This is a genomic window from Neisseria perflava (assembly GCF_019334725.1).
Taxonomy (GTDB): Bacteria; Pseudomonadota; Gammaproteobacteria; order Burkholderiales; family Neisseriaceae; genus Neisseria; species Neisseria subflava_A.
Window position 1 is genome coordinate 2,001,367 of the sequence record NZ_CP079818.1, and the last position, 20,442, is coordinate 2,021,808.

Below are 20,442 nucleotides of genomic sequence, written 5' to 3' on the forward strand. Positions count from 1 at the left end.
TTTTTCAGACGGCATGATGATGTGTTAGATGATAAAATACCCATCTGTCAGAGGCGGTGGGTATTTTGTTATCCGTCTTCCAACTTAGGCCGTCTGAAAATATTTCACCGCTTATATACAATATAATTATGCAACTTATTAATTATTCGAATTCTATTTTATCTATCGTCCCGGCAGCCATTGCGCTCGCCTTGGCCATTGCCACGCGCCGTGTATTGCTGTCCCTCGGTGTCGGCATTATCGTCGGCTCATTCCTGCTGGTAGGCGGTAATCCACTCGATGCTTTGGTTCACTTGAAAGACATGGCAGTCAGCCTGACTTGGGCGGACGGCGATTGGTCTTTGGGCAAGCCCAAAATCCTGCTCTTTTTGGTGCTTTTGGGGATTTTCACTTCCCTGCTGACGCATTCCGGCAGCAACCAAGCATTTGCCGATTGGGCAAAACAGCACATCAAAGGCCGTCGCGGTGCGAAATTGCTGACCGCCTGTTTGGTATTCGTTACCTTTATTGACGACTATTTCCACAGTCTTGCCGTCGGTGCGATTGCCCGCCCTGTAACCGACAAATTCAAAGTTTCCCGCGCCAAACTGGCTTATATCCTTGACTCCACTGCCGCGCCGATGTGCGTTTTGATGCCGGTATCCAGCTGGGGCGCATCAATTATCGCTACTTTGGCAGGCCTTTTGGTGACTTACAACATCACAGACTACACACCGATGGGCGCATTCGTGGCCATGAGCCTGATGAATTACTACGCCGTCTTCGCGTTGATTATGGTGTTTGTCGTGGCTTGGTTCTCCTTCGACATCGGCTCCATGGCCCATTTGGAACGTGCCGCTTTGAACGAAATTCATGATGAAACCGTTGAAACAGGCCATCCCAACGGCCGTGTATTCGCACTGATTGTTCCGGTTTTGGTGCTGATCGTCACCACTGTTTCCGCCATGATTTACACTGGCGCACAAGCTTCTGAAACCTTCTCTTTGCTCAGCGCGTTTGAAAATACAGACGTGAACACTTCCCTCGTGTTCGGCGGTACTTGCGGCGTATTGGCCGTCATCCTCTGCACCATCGGCACCATCAAAACCAGCGATTATCCCAAAGCCGTTTGGCAGGGCATCATCTCTATGCGCGGCGCCATTATCATCTTGATTTTGGCATGGATCATCAGCACCGTTGTCAGCGAAATGCACACCGGCGAATACCTCTCCACCTTGGTAGCAGGCAATATCCATGCAGGCTTCCTACCCGTGATTTTGTTTCTGCTCGCAGGCGTGATGGCCTTCGCTACCGGCACAAGTTGGGGCACATTCGGCATCATGTTGCCGATTGCCGCCGCCATGGCCGTCAAAGTCGAACCTTCGCTGATTATCCCTTGCATGTCCGCCGTCATGGCCGGTGCCGTATTTGGCGACCACTGCTCGCCGATTTCCGACACTACCATCCTCTCTTCTACCGGCGCACACTGTAACCACATCGACCACGTTACCTCGCAATTCCCTTACGCACTAACCGTTGCCGCCTCTGCCGCTATCGGCTACCTGATTTTAGGCATGACCGGCTCTGCACCTTTAGGTTTTGTGGTAACCGGCATCGTGATGGTTGTGTTGATTTTCATCTTAAAAGACAAGAAAAAAGCAACTGCCTAATTCAAAACCAATATTCAGACGGCCTGAGATATTCATACACTCTCAGGCCGTCTGAACATAACGATTATCCAATATATACATTATTCAGGACAAAACAATGAATACGCCTCATCTTCCACGCGGCCCAGTCATGGCCGACGTCGCTGCCTATCATCTGACCGAAGAAGAAAAACAACGCCTGCTCGACCCTGCCGTCGGTGGCGTTATTTTGTTCCGCCGCAACTTTGAAAACGTTTCCCAGCTCAAAGCTTTGGTTCAAGAAATCAAAGCCGTCCGCACGCCTGAACTCATCATCGCCGTCGACCACGAAGGCGGACGGGTTCAACGTTTTATTGACGGTTTCACCCGCCTGCCGGCCATGAACGTATTGGGCGAAATTTGGGACAACGAAGGCCAAGAAGCCGCCTGCGCCCAAGCAGAACAAGTCGGCTGGGTTTTGGCGACTGAACTCTCCGCCTGCGGTATCGACCTATCCTTCACGCCTGTTTTGGATTTGGACTGGGGTCAATGCGCCGTCATCGGCAACCGCAGTTTCCACCGCGACGCTAACATCGTAACCCAGCTTGCCCTTGCCTTACAAAAAGGCCTGAACAAAGGCGGCATGAAATCTTGCGGTAAACACTTCCCCGGCCACGGCTTTGTCGAAGGCGACAGCCATCATGTCCTGCCTTGCGACGAACGCAGCCGCGAAGCGCTCGAAGCCGCAGACCTTATCCCCTTCCGCGCACTGAGCCAGGCAGGCATGGCCGCAGTTATGCCTGCCCACGTCGTGTACCCGCAAATCGACAGCCAACCTGCCGGCTTCTCCGAAAAATGGCTGAAACAAATCCTGCGCCAAGAAATCGGATTTAACGGCGTTATCTTTTCAGACGACCTGACCATGGAAGGCGCATGCGGCGTCGGCGGCATTAAAGAACGCGCCCGCCTTTCTTTTGAAGCAGGCTGCGATATTGTACTGGTGTGCAACCGCCCTGACTTGGTCGATGAATTGCGAGACGGTTTTCACGCGCCGGCAAACGCCGATTTGGCCGCACGTTGGCAATACATGGCCAACACATTGACCATCCAGGAAGCAGCCGACATCATGGCAACCGAAGCATTCCAAGCCGCCCAACAAGCAACTGCCAAACTGGCAACTCCAAAAGACATCGCAGGCGGTGTCAAAGTCGGCGAAGCATTCTGATTCAAGGCCGTCTGAAACATTGACGGCAAATAAAAAAAGGAAGACTTGAAAAAGTCTTCCTTTTTTGTCTTCCTAATTAATGAAGTTTTACGTTATAGCGACGTTCCAAACGTAAGAATACCCATCCTAATACACTCGTCAATACAAGATAAATCAATGCAACCGTATAAAGTGGCTCTTGGAATATCGAATACTGACCTGTGATTGCTTTTTGAACAGACATAAGTTCAGGAACTGCAATAACAGACAGCAAAGAACTATCTTTCAAAAGTGTGATAAATTCACCTGCAAGTGGCGGCAACATACGGCGAAGAGCCTGAGGTAAAATCACATAACGCATCGCCTGGGTATAGGTCAGACCCAAAGAACGTGCGGCTTCCATTTGGCCTTTATCAATCGACTGGATACCGGCACGGAAAATCTCACAAACATATGCACCTGAGTTGGCAATCAAAGCCATTACACCTGCGATCAATGGGCCATAAGAGCGACGAAAATTAATTGCAGATTCTCCGCTGATTAATGCACCATCGGTAGGATGTACAAAAAATGGGAAAATAACAAAAGCCCAAATAATAACTTGAGCAAGCAATGGCGTACCGCGGAACAATGCAACATACACAAAAGAAATCTTACGCAAAACCCAAGCCAATGCACGTATCGGCGCACCGGCTTTTTCCGGATTAACCAAACGAGCCAATGCCAACAGCAAACCTAAAATCGAACCGCCAATCGTTGCAACCACTGTAATTCCCAGCGTCGCTAATACGCCGTAAAAAAACATCCAGCGGTATTCATAAATAATGTCAAAACGAAAATCCATAACCCTTCCGTCGGTCAAAATCGGTAACTAATCCGAATATTTTTTAAAAATGAAGCTTGATATTTTACAAGAAAATACATTGCTTGAACGGTTTTTTGTTAAATTAATCCACCCAACCCTGCTTTTTTACATTTCCAACGTATTGCAGCCCCTTTTCACCTTTCATCATATAAGACATTTTCCGTATAAAAAACAAAGCGCAAACCCGACACAAAATTGACCGAAACACAAAAACAGCGGATAATCCGCCCATTCTTCAAACATCTTTCAGACGGCCTTCCCTCTTTCCTTAAGGGCCGTCTGAAAACATTTTAAAAAGCATAAAACATGAAAGTACCCGAACTCTTATTGCCTGCAGGCGGCCTCGAACGCATGCGCGCCGCCTACGATTACGGCGCAGACGCCGTTTACGCCGGCAGCCCGCGTTACTCCCTGCGCGCCCGCAACAACGAATTTGCCAAACTCGACGTCCTCGAGCAAGGTATTAAAGAAGCGCACGAGCGCAACAAAAAATTCTTCCTGACCGTCAACACGCTGCCGCACAACTCCAAACTCAAAACCTTCGTTTCCGATATGGAACCCTTGATTGCCATGAAACCCGACGCGCTGATTATGGCGGATCCAGGTTTGATCATGACCGTGCGCGAAAAATGGCCGGAAATGCCGATCCACCTGTCCGTTCAGGCAAACACCACCAACTACTGGGGCGTGAAATTCTGGCAGAACATCGGCGTCGAGCGCATTATTCTGTCGCGCGAATTGAGCATGGAAGAAATCGCCGAAATCCGCCAAGAATGTCCCGACATCGAACTCGAAGTCTTCATTCACGGCGCATTGTGTATCGCCTACTCCGGCCGTTGCCTACTCTCCGGCTATTTTAACCACCGCGACCCTAACCAAGGTACTTGCACCAACTCCTGCCGTTGGGACTACAAAGTCCACAACGCCACTGAAAGCGATGCGGGCGATGCCCAACTGCTGCAAGGTTTCAACTTTGAAAAAGCCCAAGAAGAAGCCAACCAAAACTTCGAAGGCATCAACGGTCAAAAACGCCATCCCTACGCCGACAAAGTTTTCCTGATTGAAGAGTCCAACCGCCCGGGCGAAATGATGCCGATTATGGAAGACGAACACGGCACCTACATCATGAATTCCAAAGACCTGCGCGGCATTGAAGTGGTTGAAAAACTGGCCAAAATCGGCGTGGACAGCCTAAAAGTCGAAGGCCGCACCAAGTCGCTCTACTACGTCGCCCGCGTGGCCCAGTCCTACCGCAAAGCGATTGACGATGCCGTTGCAGGCCGTCCGTTTGATTACAGCCTGTTGAGCGAACTCGAAGGCCTTGCCAACCGCGGCTACACCAGCGGCTTCCTCGAGCGCCACCAAACTCAGGATTACCAAAACTACCTGACCGGCCACTCCATCGCCAAACAAAGCCAATATGTCGGCCACGTTACCGAAATCGACGAAAACGGCTGGGCAACCATCGAAGTCAAAAACCGCTTTGCCATCGGCGATTCACTCGAAATCATCCACCCAAGCGGCAACCAAACCATCAAATTGGAACAAATGACCCGCAAAGGCCAGCCTGTCGATGTAGCACCCGGCAACGGTATTCAGGTCAAAATCCCCAATATGCAGGGCAAAGAAAAAGCTTTGGTTGCGCGGATTATGAATCCTTAAGCATCAACCAAACAAAGGCCGTCTGAAAGTTTCAGACGGCCTTTTAAATGATCTATGCTGTTTTAAGCCTGTTCTTGCAATACAGTGGCAATCAATTCTTCCGCACCGTCATCTGCCAGTTTTTTGGCGACAGCGCGACCCAAAGCATCGGCGTATTCGGCAGGTGCTTGCGCGTCCGCCTGCAAAATAACTGAACCGTCAGGATGGCCGACCAAGCCGCGCAAAGTCAGTAAGCCGTTTTCTTCAGTGCAATATGCGGCCAGCGGCACTTGGCAGCTTCCGCCCAAAGCACGCGCCAACGCGCGTTCGGCCGTCACGCAGGCGTGTGTGGTATCGTGGTTCAAAGGCTTCAAGACTTCGTACAAATCTTCGCGATGCGCTGCAATTTCAATACCCAATGCACCTTGTCCGGCTGCAGGCAGACTGTCGGATTCCGACAAAATCATGCGGATGCGTTCGTCTAATTCCAGACGCTGCAAACCGGCGGCAGCCAAGATAATCGCGTCGTATTCGCCGTTATCGAGTTTGGACAACCGGGTTTGCACATTGCCGCGCAAAGGTTTGATAACCAAATGCGGATAGCGCGCGCGCAACTGGGCTTCGCGGCGCAGGCTGGATGTGCCGACGACGGCGCCTTTGGGCATTTCTTCCAAACGCGCGTATTGGTTGGACACAAACGCGTCAAACGGATTGGCGCGTTCGCCGATGGCTGCAAGTGCGAAACCTTCAGGCAAATCCATCGGTACATCTTTAATCGAATGCACGGCCAAATCAGCCCGACCGTCATACAAAGCCTGTTCCAATTCTTTGACAAACAAGCCTTTACCGCCGACTTTTGACAAAGTTCTGTCCAAAATCTGGTCGCCGCGCGTGGTCATGCCCAAAATCTCGACTTCGCAATCGGGATACAGGGCTTTCAGACGGCCTTGGATATGTTTTGCCTGCCACATGGCAAGCAGGCTTTCGCGACTGGCGATAACGAGTTTTTTCGGGTTCATAATGGTTGCCTGAAAGATGGAAAACGGCATGAAGTCTATCATATTTTGGGCGGTTTTTCAGACGGCATGAGGGTGAATATGTTATATTTACGCCTAAAAACCAAATTTTCCGGACAACATGAAACGCGCCAAACAATATCCTTTTTTATCCTTACAGCGGCAACGTTTTCATCTGAACTTTGAAAACGCTTCTTCCGCCGCCGACCTTCCGAGCGAACACGATTTTTACCGCTGGGCGTGGTCTGCCTTGAAAAACGAATACCGCCGTGCAGACATCAGCCTGATTCTTCTAGACGAAGAAGAAGCCCGCGCTTACAACCGCGACTACCGCGGCAAAGATTACGCCACCAATGTATTGAGTTTTGCGCTCAACGAAGGCGAAATCCTGCCCGACCAGTTTTCAGACGGCCTGTATGGCGATTTGGTGATTTGTCCGCAAGTGGTTTTGAAAGAAGCCGCCGAACAAGGCAAAACACCCGAGCAGCATTTTGCCCACTTGACCATACACGGCACTTTACACTTGATGGGCTACGACCACATCGAAGACGATGAAGCCGAAATCATGGAAGCCGAAGAAATCCGCCTGATGCTGGCGGCAGGCTTTCCCAACCCCTACCAAGAGGACGAATATTAAAATGGACGGTACGCAGTCGAAACCCAAGTTTTTCGAACGCCTAATCTCCCGACTTGCCGGCGAGCCCGACTCCGCCGAAGACGTATTGACCCTGTTGCGCCAAGCGCACGAACAGGAAGTTTTTGATGCCGACACACTGACCCGGCTGGAAAAAGTATTGGACTTTGCCGAGCTGGAAGTGCGCGATGCCATGATTACGCGCAGCCGCATGAACGTATTGAAAGAAAACGACAGCATCGAGCGCATCACGGCCTACATCATCGAAACCGCCCATTCGCGTTTCCCCGTCATCGGCGAAGACAAAGACGAAGTTTTGGGCATTTTGCATGCCAAAGATCTGCTCAAATATATGTTTAATCCCGAGCAGTTCCACCTGAAATCCGTCTTGCGCCCTGCCGTTTTCGTTCCCGAAGGCAAATCACTAGCCTCCCTTTTAAAAGAGTTCCGCGAACAACGCAACCACATGGCGATTGTCATTGACGAATACGGCGGCACATCCGGTCTGGTAACCTTTGAAGACATCATCGAGCAAATCGTCGGCGACATCGAAGACGAGTTTGACGAAGACGACAGCGCCGACAATATCCACGCCGTTTCTTCCGAACGCTGGCGCATCCACGCCGCAACCGAGATCGAAGACATCAACGCCTTTTTCGGCACGGAATACAGCAGCGAAGAAGCCGACACCATCGGCGGCCTGGTCATTCAAGAATTGGGGCACCTGCCCGTACGCGGCGAAAAAGTTATCATCGGCAACCTGCAATTTACTGTTGCGCGCGCCGACAACCGCCGTCTGCACACCCTGATGGCCACACGAATTAAAGAAAACACGGATAAACCATGATTATTCTGGATCACGTCTCCAAACACTATCAAACACGCGACAACAAAGACTTTGTCGCCGTCGAGCCGACCAGCCTCGAAATCAAACAGGGGGAAATCTTTGGCCTGATGGGCTATTCCGGCGCAGGCAAATCCACCCTGCTGCGCCTGATTAATTTATTAGAACGTCCCGACACAGGCACCGTCAGCGTATGCGGCCAAGAGCTGACTGCGCTCAACGCCACGCAACTGCGCCACGCCCGACAAAACATCGGCATGGTGTTCCAACAGTTCAACCTATTGAGCAACCGTACCGTTGCCGAAAACGTCGCCTTTCCTTTAGAAATTGCCAAATGGCCGTCTAAAAAAATCCAAGCGCGTGTTGAAGAATGTTTGGAAATCGTTGATTTACAAGACCGTGCCAATCATTACCCGTCCCAACTTTCTGGCGGTCAAAAACAACGTGTAGGCATTGCCCGTGCGCTGGCGCCGCAACCTCAAGTCATCCTCGCCGACGAACCCACTTCCGCCCTCGACCCCGCCACTACGCGCAGCGTTTTGAAGTGTTTGGAAGACATCAACCGACGTTTCAACGTAACCATCGTCATCGTTACCCACGAAATGAGCGTTATCCGCCGCCTGTGCGACCGTGCCGCCCTCTTGGACAAAGGCCGTCTGCTGGAAATCATTGAAGTACACGGCAACCAAATCCATGCCCAATCCGAAATCGGGCAAGAGCTGATTCGAGAGGACTAATATGGCAGATTTAACATTTGAAAGTGCTGTTGAGACCATCGTCAGCATGAAGGGCGAAATTATCCAAGCCTTGGGCGAAACCTTTATTATGGTCGGCCTATCGACTACTTTCGCCGTTATCTTCGGTACGATTTTGGGCGTATTGCTGTTTGTGACGTCAAGCCATCAGTTGCACTACAACAAACAGCTGAATTTATTTTTGGACAACCTGGTCAACCTGATGCGCGCGTTTCCTTTCGTCATCCTGATGATTGCCATGATTCCTGTTACACGCGCCATCATCGGCACGACCATCGGCCCGGTTGCCGCTTCATTGGTATTGAGCGTATCCGGCTTGTTCTACTTCGCTCGTTTGGTCGAGCAAAACCTGCGCGAAGTACCCAGAGGCGTGATTGAAGCGGCCTCCGCAATGGGCGCTTCCCCCATGAGCATCATCTGCAAAGTGCTTTTGAATGAAGCACGCGCAGGTATGGTTTCCAGCATTACCGTACTGGCTATCGGCCTTCTGTCGTACAGCGCGGCGGCAGGTATGATTGGCGGCGGCGGCTTGGGCGACCTTGCCATCCGTTACGGCTACTACCGCTATCAAATGGAAGTCATCATCTTCATCGTCGCCATCCTGGTTTTACTCGTTATCCTGATTCAAGGTATCGGCAACAGATTGGCACGCAAACTGGATAAACGTTAAACAAACCAGGCCGTCTGAAATAGATTACTATTTTTCAGACGGCCTGTTATCTATTTAGAACATATTAGGATATATATTCCAAATAAATTTACAAAAAACATCCTCATATTTCCAAAATAGATTTACAATCCCTCTTTTTTGACGGCGGCGGCTTGAGGCCGTCTGAAACCGTTTTATCATCCATTAGGAGCAAAATATGCAAATCAACACATTCTTCAAAACCCTTTCAGCCGCTGCGCTGGCCATCGTACTGGCTGCCTGCGGCGGTCAAAAAGACAGCGCGCCTGCTGCTTCTGCCGCTTCTTCTGCTGACAACGGCGCAGAGAAAAAAGAAATCGTCTTCGGTACAACCGTCGGCGACTTTGGCGATATGGTAAAAGACCAAATCCAACCGGCTTTGGAGAAAAAAGGCTATAAAGTCAAACTGATCGAGTTCACCGACTATGTTCGCCCCAACCTTGCTTTGGCTGAAGGCGAATTGGACATTAACATCTTCCAACACAAACCTTATCTGGACGACTTCAAAAAAGAACACAAGTTGGACATCGTTGAAGCCTTCCAAGTACCGACTGCACCTTTGGGCCTGTACCCTGGCAAACTGAAATCTTTGGACGAAGTGAAAGACGGCGTCAGCGTTTCTGCACCTAACGACCCATCTAACTTTGCCCGTGCATTGGTTATGTTGAACGAATTGGGCTGGATTAAACTGAAAGCCGACGTTGATCCGCTGACTGCTTCTAAAAACGATATTGCCGAAAATCCAAAAAACATCCAAATCGTAGAGCTTGAAGCCGCCCAACTGCCACGCAGCCGTGCCGACGTTGACTTTGCCGTCGTTAACGGCAACTACGCCATGAGCAGCGGCATGAAACTGACTGAAGCCCTGTTCCAAGAGCCAAGCTTTGCCTACGTTAACTGGTCTGCCGTCCGCACTGCCGACAAAGACAGCCAATGGCTGAAAGATGTAACCGAAGCCTACAACTCTGACGAGTTCAAAGCTTACTCACAAAAACGCTTTGCCGGTTACAAATATCCTGCTGCATGGGGTGAAAACGCAGCTGCAGGTGCTCAAGCCGAAGCTGCTTCTACTGCTTCTGCAACCAAATAAGTAACTTTTTGAAAAAAGGCCGTCTGAACATTCAGGCGGCCTTTTTCTATTGCTTATCTCTTCTCAAAGCTCAAAACAAGTTTTTTGATTAACGCCAAACACTTACATAATTCCCTTTTTAAAACCAAATCAATATGTTGTAAAAAAGTTCAATAAAAAGTCATATTTTTATTCAATAAAATCAATTACTAAATGAATTATTCTAATTTTTTATAATATTCACTAGTAATGTTCCGTTTATCCTGATATTATACCGTTCATCTAAAGACATCCGGTTATCTGCATTACAGACCGTTCATCTGAATTGCTTCAAACCACTTTGTCGGATTTTCCCATATATGTTGTGTTTCTCCGTATCGAAGGGGTTTGAGCGGTTGAAACCGTATTGCTTAGATATTAAAGCTTCATGCTTTGAAATGAGTGAATTTTTGTTTTAAGTGTCGTAATCTCTTGCTAATTACTCCCAGCTGCAAGAGTTTCAGGGTTGCCCCCTTGGGCAGCCCTTCTTTTTTTATCCTCCATTATTTCAGTAATCGAGCCTTCCCTGTCCTATGCACATAGTCAAAATCGCAGGCAAGGCTGGCCTTCCCCTCAGCCTCCAATCTTCTTCAATTCATTATTCGTCATCACCAGCCAAACCTGTGCATTTTTAACTTGAGCCGCAGTACGGATGGCCGCTTCATCCATAATAGAAAATGCAGTAGAAAAAGCATCGGCAACCGCCGCACTTTCCACCATAACGCTCATGCTTTTATAGCGCGGCTGGCTTCCGCCTGTACGCGGATCAAAAAGATGGGTAAATTTGCCAGCTTCGTCCATTACCGTGCCATAGCCGCCAGATGTAGCAAAGGCTTGGTTTTTCATGGCAATGGTGGTCAGGATTTGGTCTTCTTGGTCGGGATTGCGAATACTGACATTCCACTCGCGCTGGTTGGCATTATCAAAGCCGTAAATTTCCCCCATATCAATCAATGCCTGGGTAACGCCTTGCTGCTTCAACAATTCGGCTACTTTGTCGGTGATATAGCCCTGCGCAATGCCGTTGAGCGACAAGCCCATGCCTTTTTGGGCAAAACGGATTTCTTTGGTATCAAAATCGACTTTGTTAAAATCCACTAATTCGAGCGTTTCTTTAATACTGCGTTCGGATGGCGGCGTTTCAGTTTTGGGGTTTCGTCTGAAGTGGTCGGCATACAGATTCCACAAAGGCTGAATGCTGGGATCAAATGCACCCTGCGTCAGCTGATGGATATCTCGGCTGATACTGAGCAGCTGCAAAAAATCGGATGGCGGATTTTTCAGACGGCCTTCTCGGTTTAAGCGGCTAATCATGCTGTCATCCCGATACAGGCTGAAGATTTTTTCCAATCGTGAAACTTCCGCCAATACTTTGTTGACCAGTATTTCCGCCTGCTTGCGCTCAACGCCGAACAAACGCAACTCCGCACCCGAACCCAACGCAATACCTCTCCAAATAACTGGCTGCTCTTCTTGATTCAGGCTGGCCGGATGAGTCGGCTGATTGGTTCTGCGGCTAATGGCAAAGGGAATGCCGACACCAGCGGCAAGTGTGGCGGCGATGGCAAGGAAACGGCGGCGCGTTAAGGGGGTGGACATAAAGTATTCCTTGGATTTTTATCTTTACATTGAAAGCCGCATTCATTAAATCATCAATCGACAGCTTCCAACATAAAGGCCGTCTGAAACAGTTTCAGACGGCCTTTATTGGTTGTTTTATTTGAAAATGTATTCGTCGGGCATCTCTGCAAAACCGACTACTCTGCCGCCTTTCTCTTTGGCGAATTTTTCAGCCTGAGCCTTGTCGGCAAACGGAAGCGCGTCTTCCGCACCCATGCCGCCGATAAAGCTGCTTTCGATGACGTAATAGGCTTTTTTCGCATCTATCCATTCGGCGTCGGCATTGGGTTTTTCCCAATCTTTGACTTTGCCCATATCGGTAACATAGATAGCATGAATGCCTTTGGGCTCTTCAGGCAGTTTAGTGTAGCCGAACATCTGCTTGATGGTGGAAAACCAAACCGGTTTGTCAGGTTTGCCGTTCAAGAAGATTTGCGCTTTAGGGCCGTTGTGTTCGGTCAAGTTCATGCTGCAGTAATGACCGACTGCACTGTCGCTGATTCGTTGGGGCGTAGGCGGAGGAGTATTTTCCTCTTTGCTACAAGCAGATAAAGCAAGGATGGTGAATGCTGTAAATAATATTTTTCTCATATTTGTCTCTTTCCGAAAATCCAGGCGGCCAAGACCAAGGGAATGATAACCCATAATACCTGCGCCGTCAGCAAAACCGGCATAGTCAGGCTGATTTGATCGCTCAAACCGGCCATCCCTGCGTACATCGCGGTGTTTTCATAACCGGTCAGGTTGAGCAGACGGTAAATGTCGGAAGGATTGAACAAGAGAATGGTTTCTACAACAGGCGCGGTAATAACTTGTTCAGTATCGGCAACCAAAACACCCAAAAGCGCCATATCGAAAATCACCACAAAAAACAGCCATACGCCGATGGCGATACCGGCGGCAGTACCGCGTTCTTTGACTTTTGCGCTAATCAAATAACCCATAGACAAAAAGGCTGCACCAAGAATCACACTGGCAACAATCAGGAGGGCAAAAGGTTTCCATGCGGCAAGGTCAAAGCCGCCGTTGGCAAGCTGGAGGGTAATGCCCGCCAATCCGTAGCCTGCCGTGGTGGCAAGGGCAAGGATGATGAGATGGCCGATAAATTTGCCGGCAAGGATTTGGTTGCGCGAAATCGGATAGCTCAACAACAGCGCCATCGTGCCGCGTTCGATTTCGCCAATCAGCGCATCATAAGAGAGCAACATCGCAATCAGCGGAATCAGGAAAATCGACAGGCTGGAGAGGCTGACAACGGTAACGGTCAACGGATCGACTTTGACTGTACCGGTAGGCGAGCTGCCCAGGAAACCCAATGACAGGGCAAGCGCGGCAAGCAGGAGTGCGGCGGCGAGGACCCAACGGTTGCGCAGGCTGTCGCGGACTTCTTTGCCGGTAATAATCCAAACGGGGTTCATACGTCTTCCCTTTTTAAGAATTGTGCGTACATATCGTCAAGTGTCGGGGTATGGATATCGATATAGGCAAGGTTGCCCAAATCACCCAATTCACTCAAAAGCCCCATACGCTCTTCGGCTTTACATTGCGCTTTATACGACAGCCCGTCTGAAAGCGGCTGCCAACGCTCGCTCAACGGACGCGCTTCTTTCAAACGAACATTGACGGTCAACGGCAAACCACTTTGAACATGCAACTCATCCATGCTGCCATCGGCAACTTTCACACCGTTTTTCATGACGATAATGCGGTCGGCGTGGCCATCGAGTTCGGCAAGCGCGTGCGTGCTGAGCAATACGGTTGCACCGCGTCCATTCAGTTCGCGCACGACTTCGTAAAACATTTGGCGTGAAGCCGGGTCAAGGCCTGTGGTCGGTTCGTCAAACAATAAGACTTTAGGCTCGCCCAACAAGGCTTGTGCCAAAGCGAGACGTTGGCGCATACCTTTGGAGTAAGTGCCGACACGGCGGCGTGCCGCTTGAGAAATGCCGACGCGTTCCAACAACTCACGGTTTTTCCTCAAGGGCTGTTTTTTAAGTTTGGCATAGAAATCCATGGTTTCAATGCCGGTCAATGAAGGATGAAGCGCGACGGTTTCAGGCAGGTAGCCGATTTGGCTGCGAAGCAGTGCGCCTGCCTTACTGCCGGTACGCTCGCCCAGCAACATGACTTCGCCTTCGGTCGGCGTAATCAGGCCGAGTATCAGCTTCATGATGGTGGATTTGCCTGCACCGTTATGCCCTGCCATGCCGACGCTTTCGCCTGCTTTGAGGACTAAATCGACTTGGTTGACGGCTTTTTGACTACCGAATTGTTTGGTCACGTTTCTTAATTCGACGTGGTTGGTCATGAATAATTCCTTTGTGCCGTTTCAGACGGCCTCATGAAAAAGGCCGTCTGAAAACATGTTTAATTCAAAGATCCGTTTTCGGCATCGCTCCAATCGGATTGGCGCGTACTGGCTTCGTGCAACAGCTCATCCTTCATGGCTTCGTATTTGGTGCTTGTTTTGTTGCTGATCGGTTTCATCAATGGCTTACTGTCGATGACGCCGCCCGGCAAAATAGCGGGGAACTGAGATTGCGCCCATTTGACAATGCTGACGGCAGGACTGTTCATCAGCAGACGGGACACGGGGGCGCGCCAAATGATTTGGTCGATAATGCCGTTCGGTCGATAGGCGTTGTCGCCAAAACCATCGCCATCAAGATCGAATGTACTGTTGTCGCTCCAATAATTGCCTCGGCCGCCCTCTCCCCAATCAAGGAAACGGGTGCTGACGTATTTAACTTGGCTTTCGTTGTTGATAAACGAATTATTGGACAGACTTGTGCCTTCAATAGCCGCGGTAAAGTGAATGCCGATTTGACAGTTTTCAAAATGGTTGTCAAAAATTTTATTGAAGTTGGCGTTATAGGCGAATACGCATTTACCGGCTTTGTTGATAATGTTATCGTTAATATCGGAATGGTTGACGTAATTGAGCATAATGCCTTGGTCACGGCTGCCTACGGCGATATTGCCATACACTTTGAGACGCTCTGAGAACATCAACACATAGCCCATATTGTTGCCGACAGAGATGTTGTTGCTGACCTCGCTGTCGTTGGTGTACATATAATGCACTGCAAAACGCAAATCGCTGAAACGATTGCCTTTATAGGTATTGTTTGTACTGGTATTAGAAAAAATACCGTCACGGCCTTTGGAAATATCGTTGTCGACTACTTGCGCGCCCGGCGCATTCCAAACCGTTACGCCATTACCGCGCTCATTCACACGCAATGTGGCTTCCCCGACAATCTTATTTTCGCGCACCATCGATTCTGCCGCGCCATGGATGTATACGCCGACTGAGTTGTCCAAGACATTATTGTGTTCAACCAATGCTCGCGGAGCCGTTTCCTCAAGATAAATCCCTGCATCCATGGCCGGCAGGCTCAAGCCTGAATTGGAAACGGTCAGATTGCGCAGAGTTACGTCAGGCGCATGAACGGCAATGGTACGCCCGCTCCTGTCGCCGACAATCTTGGCGGAGCGATCGGCCGGACCTTCAATGGTAATCGGTTTGTCGATATAGAGTTTGGTCTTGTATGTACCGGAGGCAAGCTTGAGCGTATCGCCGGCTTGGGCGCGCGCTAAAGCATCATTGAGATTGTCTTGTGCGGATACGTTGATGACTGAGGCAAAGGCCGTCTGAACCATACTGCCCAATAGCAATACGAATGCGGCACGTTGCCATTTGGAACGATGGGATGGTGTATGCGTCATAATTATATCTCAATTTCAGACGGCCTGTTTTCTACATGGTAAACATATGCAGAAACAGGTATTTTGATGTTATAGCAAAGCTGTCTGATGATGGCTTATATCTCATTGCAATATCTGCAGACAAACAGCTTTGCTATAAAGGCCGTCTGAAAGAATGTCTTTTCAGACGGCCTGAAGGATTAAATCATCAAACCAAAATTATTTTGGTTTAACAATCATTTGACCTGACATTTCCATGTGCAATGCGTGGCAGAACCATTGGCAGTAATACCAGTGTACGCCTGGACGGACTGCTTTGAAGGTTACAGAAGATGTCGCTTGCGGGCCGATCTCCATAGCGATACCGTAGCCTTCCAAAGTGAAACCGTGAGTCAAGTCCTCAATGGTCTCAACGTTGGTTACGTATACGGTCACTTCGTCGCCTTGGTTCACTTCAAATTGAGGGATACTGAATGCAGGCGCAACGGCAGTCATGTACACGCGTACTTTGTTGCCTTCACGTACGACTTTAGCGGCTTTTTCCAGCTCAACACCGTCTTTTTGCGCTTGTTCCAAAGCATCTTTCCAGAACCATGGGTCTTTGCGGTCCCAAGTTTTGCTTGGGTTCACTTTGGAAGCGGAAACCAGACAGAAGTCATGTGGTTCTGCAAAAGTCGGGTTGTCGTGAACCAGACGCATTTCGTCGCCGGAGATGTCGATTAATTGGTCACACTCAGGTTTCAGAGGGCCTGCGTTCAGGAAGCGGTCTTTGGAGAATTTGTTCAAAGACACCAACCATTTACCGTCGGCTTCTTTAGTTTCACCCATGGTAGTGTGGTTGTGACCAGGTTGATAGTGAACGTCCAATTTTTGTTTAATCGGATCGATTTTCTCGCCTTTGTAGGCTTTAATCGCATCGTCGATGTTCCATTTCACCATTTGGCTGTCGATAAACAATGTAGTATAGGCATTGCCGCGACCGTCAAATGCAGTGTGTAATGGGCCAAGACCCAGTTGAGGTTCAGCTACGACAACATCGCGCTCTTTAATTTTGCCTGCAAACAAATCGTCCAGTTTGCTGACATCCAATACGGTAACGGTTGGAGACAGTTTACCGTTGAGCATGATGTATTTGCCGTCAGGGCTTGCGTTACAGCCGTGAGGAGAGTTAGGTACAGGGATGTAGCGGGTGTATGGAGAGTTGGCTTCTGCACGGCCGTCCAACATTTTCACGCCGTTAACTTCTTTGAAGTCGCCTTTTTTGATGCCTTCTTCGATAGCGGCCAGGTTAAATACTACACACCAGTCTTGCTCGTTAGAAGAAGCACCTTGTACAGTCAGAGCGCGTTCAGAGTTATAGCAGGTAGAGAAAGAGTATTTACCTTGGTAGTCGGCATCGCCGTTGTCCAAGTTACCGTCTACCAAAACTTGCCATGCGATTTCCATGGTTTCGCCGTCAATTGCGGTATAAACGGCATTCCAAGTTTTCGCATCATCCCATTTACCTACGCCGTCAACTGGAACAATGTGTTCGCCGTTGGCAAAAACGTAACCGGTTTTCGGATAACGTTGCGGACGCAGACCGTGGATACCTGAAGCATTAGGAATATCGATGATTTTATCGGTTTTCATTACATCCAAGCGGACGCGGCAAACACGGGTGTTTGCTTTATCGTTGGCGTAAGCATAACGGCCATCGTAAGTTTGGTCGGTGAAAGACAAGTGCGGGTGGTGCAAGTCGCCGTTAGGGTAGCAACGCAGACCGCTGTCTTGCAGGAATTTACGGGTTTCCGGCGTAATGTTTCCGTTTAAAACGCTCAGACTCTCGTTGGTACGACCCCAACCAGTAGCGCTGTCCATATTGAATACTGGGATACGCATCAGTTCGCGCATAGATGGCAAACCGATCAAGCGCATTTCGCCTGATTGACCGCCTGACAGGAAACCGTAGTATTGGTCAAGTTCGCCTGGACCGACTTCGGAAGTTTGTTTGCCCGGTTCGGCAGAATGAGCAGCGGCTTTTTCGGCAGGAGCTGCGCCAGAAACAGCAGCTTTGTCACCCTCACCGTTAGAGCAACCGGCCAAGCCCAACAAACCGGCACCGGCAATACCTGCGCCGGAAGCAGCGGCAGTACCTAAGAATGAACGACGGCTTAAGCCGTTTTGTTCTAATTTTTCGTCTGACATACGACACTCCTTGGATAAAATCCGGCGGCCGATTTTTTTCAGACGGCCTACCGATGAAAAAATTTCTAAGTTGGGCTGCCGATACAGCCCTCTTTTTTATAAATAACTACTTATCAACACTAATTGCCGATTCTTTTTTAACAAACTGAACAACTTGTTCTTGAGCATTTTTCGTTGCTGCCGCATCGTGCTGCTCAGATTTTGCTGCCGCTTGTTTTTGTTTTTTCTTATTCGTTGCCACTACTTGAGGACAACGCGTATCGTGGTGATACATTACCTGGCAATGCAGGCATTGGATACATTCGTTCGGATGGATATCGCCTTCTGGTGCAATGGCCTGTACCGGACATTCATGCGTACAAATCTGACAAGGATTGCCACACATTTTATAGCGGCGCAGCCAGTCAAACACACGGAATCGACCCGGCAATGCGATACCCGCACCCAAAGGACACAGATAACGACAGAAGAAACGTTCGATAAACAATCCGGCAATCAGCAAAGCTGCAGCAAACAATACAAACCACCATTCGCGCATAAACTTCAGAATAATTGCGGTTTTGAAAGGTTCAACTTCTGCAAATTTTTCAGCAGTACCCAAATCATACAGGGAAATAGCCAGCAAACCGAAGAAGATGACGTATTTAATGGCTGTCAGGCGCGTATGCAACAGATGTGGCACAGTAATTTGTTTTACGCCCAGTTTTTTAGCAATGCGATTGGTCAATTCTTGCAACGAACCGAAAGGACACAGCCAGCCGCAGAACGTACCCCTGTTCCACAACAGCATGGTCGCCGCTGTAAAGAGCCACAGAATGAACACCAGCGGATCCATCAGGAAGAATTCCCAGTGGAATTCAGTCAAAATTGCGGAGAACAAGGTCAATGTATTGACGACCGACAATTGCGCTTGCGCATACCAACCAATATAAACCAGGGTAAATGTCAGGAAGCAGAGGCGGAAACGGTCATACCATTTTTCGTAACGTACAATCCAGTCTTGGAACAGGAATACCAACAGGAGAATTGTCAAAGCAATACCGACAACAATAATTTGACCTTGTTTGGCTTTCCAAACCTGTTTCCAAAGTTGGTTGGAAACACCATCATCACCGGCAGTCGCATCTTCGGCAATACCCGTACTTTCAGGAGCTGAAGCTACAGCCGCAACTTGCTCAACCGGCGCGCTGATTTCAACAGGTGGTGCTTTTGGATCATCGACATAGTAGCCTTTTGGCAATTCGTAATCCAAATCTGCATTCACAAAAGCTTTATCGTTAACGCTCAACACACGTTGAATCATCAGTTGTAAACGCCATGGCTCGGCAGCATCAAATTCCACACCTTCCGGGATGGTAAACCAAGAGACCTCTTTAAATGCAGGTGCACCTTCCGCTGCCAAAGCAACTACACGCTCATGTTGTGCATCAGTAAAACGGAAGCTGGTATCGCCCTGAATCATTTCGATACGGTCGAATATACCGCCACGCACATAGCCTGAGCCCTTCCAAGAGTATCGGCCTTCACCGGCAACCATAATCGCCTGTTGACCTGGTTGCAAACGTTTTTGCAGATTATTCCAACCGGCCTCACCTAAAAGGCTTTTACCGATAGAAGGTTGGCTGACCAAAGCAACATATAAATCAACGAATGTATCGTTACCATCACCCTGCTCTGCATGCTCAGCAACACCTGCTTTACCACCTTTTTCAAACAATTTGTTGATATCGTCAACAGAAATATGCAGATGACCAACAGCTTTTTGTTCTAACAGTGCATTCCAAGACTGAATATCTTGTTTATCAGAATTCACAGCACGACGGGGACGGGTTTGAACCGCAGGCTCATTTGCAGCTTGTTCACCAGAAGCGGCAGCAGCACCGGCTTGAGTCGCTTTATCCGTACCCAAATGATATTGATGAATAACCGATTTGACAGAACGCTGAATACTGTCGTTAATCACCATTAACGTTACAGTCGCACCACTGATGATATCACCAGGAGCCACGCCAGGCTGCGGAGGATTTTTAATAAAATTTAAGCCAATATATTTATCAATGAATTTATCAACACGGGATTGCGGAATACCAATCAGCATAATTGGTTCATGATGTTCAACCAATTTTGCTCCGGCAATAGTGCCATCATTGGCCAATGCAACCATCGTATCAATCGGCTTACTCGAATAACCGCGCGTATTAACCACATCAGTCGTGATATAAACCAAGCCAAGTTGCTCTTCGCCTTTATATACACGAGCAACCAAAGGCTTACCTTCAGGTTTGCCGTAGCGATCAGCACCAGGAAAAATTTCAGAAGGCTGAATTTTTGCCAAGAAATCAGGCAAGCGCTCTGCGTAAGCAGGTAGGCTTACTATCATCATAGAAAATACAGCAAACAGCACAAGGATTCGTTTCCAAATGCCACTTAAGCACTTCATTTCAAGACAGGACATGGCTATTCCCGATATATCGATACTCTAAACACTTATATTATATGAATCATCTATCGGCAATAATTTGATTAAAATCAAATTTACAAATCTTAAAATCAAATTCCACATGC

At 48.9% G+C, this 20,442-nt stretch carries 17 protein-coding genes; 8 read left to right on the forward strand and 9 right to left on the reverse strand.

The window, feature by feature from the left end; genetic code table 11:
* Positions 1-128 precede the first annotated feature (128 nt).
* A complete protein-coding gene (locus tag LPB400_RS09575; RefSeq protein ID WP_219088828.1) occupies positions 129-1,649 on the forward strand; it encodes a Na+/H+ antiporter NhaC family protein in 1,521 nt (506 codons plus the stop codon).
* A gap of 97 nt (positions 1,650-1,746) precedes the next feature.
* Positions 1,747-2,832 (forward strand): beta-N-acetylhexosaminidase, encoded by a 1,086-nt coding sequence (nagZ, locus tag LPB400_RS09580; protein ID WP_036493220.1) that lies wholly within the window; start codon positions 1,747-1,749, stop codon positions 2,830-2,832.
* A 76-nt stretch (positions 2,833-2,908) separates the two neighbouring features.
* On the opposite strand, the gene LPB400_RS09585 is transcribed toward nagZ, so the two are convergent.
* Entirely contained in the window at positions 2,909-3,655 is a 747-nt protein-coding gene (locus tag LPB400_RS09585) for an amino acid ABC transporter permease (protein WP_070459299.1), read from the reverse strand.
* Positions 3,656-3,982: 327 nt separating this feature from the next.
* On the opposite strand from LPB400_RS09585, the gene yegQ reads away from it, so the two are divergent.
* Positions 3,983-5,338 carry a tRNA 5-hydroxyuridine modification protein YegQ gene (gene yegQ, locus LPB400_RS09590; protein WP_219088830.1) on the forward strand — a complete coding sequence of 452 codons (1,356 nt, stop codon included), beginning with the start codon at positions 3,983-3,985 and terminating at the stop codon, positions 5,336-5,338.
* A 62-nt stretch (positions 5,339-5,400) separates the two neighbouring features.
* On the opposite strand, the gene hemC is transcribed toward yegQ, so the two are convergent.
* Positions 5,401-6,336: a hydroxymethylbilane synthase gene (gene hemC, locus LPB400_RS09595; RefSeq protein WP_152899933.1), complete on the reverse strand. Its 936-nt coding sequence runs from the start codon at positions 6,334-6,336 to the stop codon at positions 5,401-5,403.
* A 118-nt stretch (positions 6,337-6,454) separates the two neighbouring features.
* Between hemC and ybeY the strand changes: the two genes are divergently transcribed.
* From ybeY to LPB400_RS09620, 5 genes are all read left to right on the forward strand, one after another.
* Positions 6,455-6,970 carry an rRNA maturation RNase YbeY gene (ybeY, locus tag LPB400_RS09600; RefSeq protein WP_049348837.1) on the forward strand — a complete coding sequence of 172 codons (516 nt, stop codon included), beginning with the start codon at positions 6,455-6,457 and terminating at the stop codon, positions 6,968-6,970.
* Between the two features lies 1 nt (position 6,971).
* Positions 6,972-7,814, forward strand: coding sequence for an HlyC/CorC family transporter (locus tag LPB400_RS09605; protein WP_003748594.1), 843 nt, complete (start codon positions 6,972-6,974; stop codon positions 7,812-7,814).
* A complete protein-coding gene (locus LPB400_RS09610; RefSeq protein WP_107792357.1) occupies positions 7,811-8,548 on the forward strand; it encodes a methionine ABC transporter ATP-binding protein in 738 nt (245 codons plus the stop codon). Before LPB400_RS09605 ends, LPB400_RS09610 begins: the two co-directional genes overlap by 4 nt.
* Position 8,549: 1 nt before the next feature.
* Entirely contained in the window at positions 8,550-9,236 is a 687-nt protein-coding gene (locus tag LPB400_RS09615; protein ID WP_070587440.1) for a methionine ABC transporter permease, read from the forward strand.
* Positions 9,237-9,432: 196 nt separating this feature from the next.
* Complete coding sequence (locus tag LPB400_RS09620) at positions 9,433-10,344, forward strand: MetQ/NlpA family ABC transporter substrate-binding protein (RefSeq protein WP_003684378.1); 912 nt, start codon at positions 9,433-9,435, stop codon at positions 10,342-10,344.
* Positions 10,345-10,935: 591 nt separating this feature from the next.
* Here LPB400_RS09620 and LPB400_RS09625 read toward each other — a convergent pair.
* The 7 genes from LPB400_RS09625 to LPB400_RS09655 all read right to left on the reverse strand — a co-directional run bounded on the left by LPB400_RS09625 (position 10,936) and on the right by LPB400_RS09655 (position 20,260).
* On the reverse strand, positions 10,936-11,961 hold the full coding sequence (locus LPB400_RS09625) for an FAD:protein FMN transferase (protein WP_107769544.1): 1,026 nt from the start codon (positions 11,959-11,961) through the stop codon (positions 10,936-10,938).
* Positions 11,962-12,078: 117 nt separating this feature from the next.
* The gene (locus tag LPB400_RS09630; protein ID WP_070459272.1) at positions 12,079-12,573 is read right to left on the reverse strand and encodes a nitrous oxide reductase accessory protein NosL; all 495 of its coding nucleotides are present in this window, start codon (positions 12,571-12,573) and stop codon (positions 12,079-12,081) included.
* Complete coding sequence (locus LPB400_RS09635; RefSeq protein ID WP_070459269.1) at positions 12,570-13,400, reverse strand: ABC transporter permease; 831 nt, start codon at positions 13,398-13,400, stop codon at positions 12,570-12,572. Before LPB400_RS09635 ends, LPB400_RS09630 begins: the two co-directional genes overlap by 4 nt.
* A complete protein-coding gene (locus LPB400_RS09640; RefSeq protein ID WP_070459265.1) occupies positions 13,397-14,290 on the reverse strand; it encodes an ABC transporter ATP-binding protein in 894 nt (297 codons plus the stop codon). The genes LPB400_RS09635 and LPB400_RS09640 overlap by 4 nt, the downstream gene beginning before the upstream one ends.
* A gap of 59 nt (positions 14,291-14,349) precedes the next feature.
* Positions 14,350-15,711 carry a nitrous oxide reductase family maturation protein NosD gene (locus LPB400_RS09645; protein WP_070459262.1) on the reverse strand — a complete coding sequence of 454 codons (1,362 nt, stop codon included), beginning with the start codon at positions 15,709-15,711 and terminating at the stop codon, positions 14,350-14,352.
* A gap of 198 nt (positions 15,712-15,909) precedes the next feature.
* Positions 15,910-17,877: a TAT-dependent nitrous-oxide reductase gene (gene nosZ / locus LPB400_RS09650; RefSeq protein ID WP_070459260.1), complete on the reverse strand. Its 1,968-nt coding sequence runs from the start codon at positions 17,875-17,877 to the stop codon at positions 15,910-15,912.
* 106 nt (positions 17,878-17,983) lie between these two features.
* Positions 17,984-20,260 carry a NosR/NirI family protein gene (locus LPB400_RS09655; protein WP_107792356.1) on the reverse strand — a complete coding sequence of 759 codons (2,277 nt, stop codon included), beginning with the start codon at positions 20,258-20,260 and terminating at the stop codon, positions 17,984-17,986.
* Between the last annotated feature and the right edge of the window lie 182 nt (positions 20,261-20,442).

Bases quoted from the DNA above. Each gene is read 5' to 3' on its own strand.
- LPB400_RS09575 (WP_219088828.1), top strand. From the start codon at position 129: ATGCAACTTATTAATTATTCGAATTCTATTTTATCTATCGTCCCGGCA.
- nagZ (WP_036493220.1), top strand. From the start codon at position 1,747: ATGAATACGCCTCATCTTCCACGCGGCCCAGTCATGGCCGACGTCGCT.
- LPB400_RS09585 (WP_070459299.1), bottom strand. From the start codon at position 3,655: ATGGATTTTCGTTTTGACATTATTTATGAATACCGCTGGATGTTTTTT.
- yegQ (WP_219088830.1), top strand. From the start codon at position 3,983: ATGAAAGTACCCGAACTCTTATTGCCTGCAGGCGGCCTCGAACGCATG.
- hemC (WP_152899933.1), bottom strand. From the start codon at position 6,336: ATGAACCCGAAAAAACTCGTTATCGCCAGTCGCGAAAGCCTGCTTGCC.
- ybeY (WP_049348837.1), top strand. From the start codon at position 6,455: ATGAAACGCGCCAAACAATATCCTTTTTTATCCTTACAGCGGCAACGT.
- LPB400_RS09605 (WP_003748594.1), top strand. From the start codon at position 6,972: ATGGACGGTACGCAGTCGAAACCCAAGTTTTTCGAACGCCTAATCTCC.
- LPB400_RS09610 (WP_107792357.1), top strand. From the start codon at position 7,811: ATGATTATTCTGGATCACGTCTCCAAACACTATCAAACACGCGACAAC.
- LPB400_RS09615 (WP_070587440.1), top strand. From the start codon at position 8,550: ATGGCAGATTTAACATTTGAAAGTGCTGTTGAGACCATCGTCAGCATG.
- LPB400_RS09620 (WP_003684378.1), top strand. From the start codon at position 9,433: ATGCAAATCAACACATTCTTCAAAACCCTTTCAGCCGCTGCGCTGGCC.
- LPB400_RS09625 (WP_107769544.1), bottom strand. From the start codon at position 11,961: ATGTCCACCCCCTTAACGCGCCGCCGTTTCCTTGCCATCGCCGCCACA.
- LPB400_RS09630 (WP_070459272.1), bottom strand. From the start codon at position 12,573: ATGAGAAAAATATTATTTACAGCATTCACCATCCTTGCTTTATCTGCT.
- LPB400_RS09635 (WP_070459269.1), bottom strand. From the start codon at position 13,400: ATGAACCCCGTTTGGATTATTACCGGCAAAGAAGTCCGCGACAGCCTG.
- LPB400_RS09640 (WP_070459265.1), bottom strand. From the start codon at position 14,290: ATGACCAACCACGTCGAATTAAGAAACGTGACCAAACAATTCGGTAGT.
- LPB400_RS09645 (WP_070459262.1), bottom strand. From the start codon at position 15,711: ATGACGCATACACCATCCCATCGTTCCAAATGGCAACGTGCCGCATTC.
- nosZ (WP_070459260.1), bottom strand. From the start codon at position 17,877: ATGTCAGACGAAAAATTAGAACAAAACGGCTTAAGCCGTCGTTCATTC.
- LPB400_RS09655 (WP_107792356.1), bottom strand. From the start codon at position 20,260: ATGATGATAGTAAGCCTACCTGCTTACGCAGAGCGCTTGCCTGATTTC.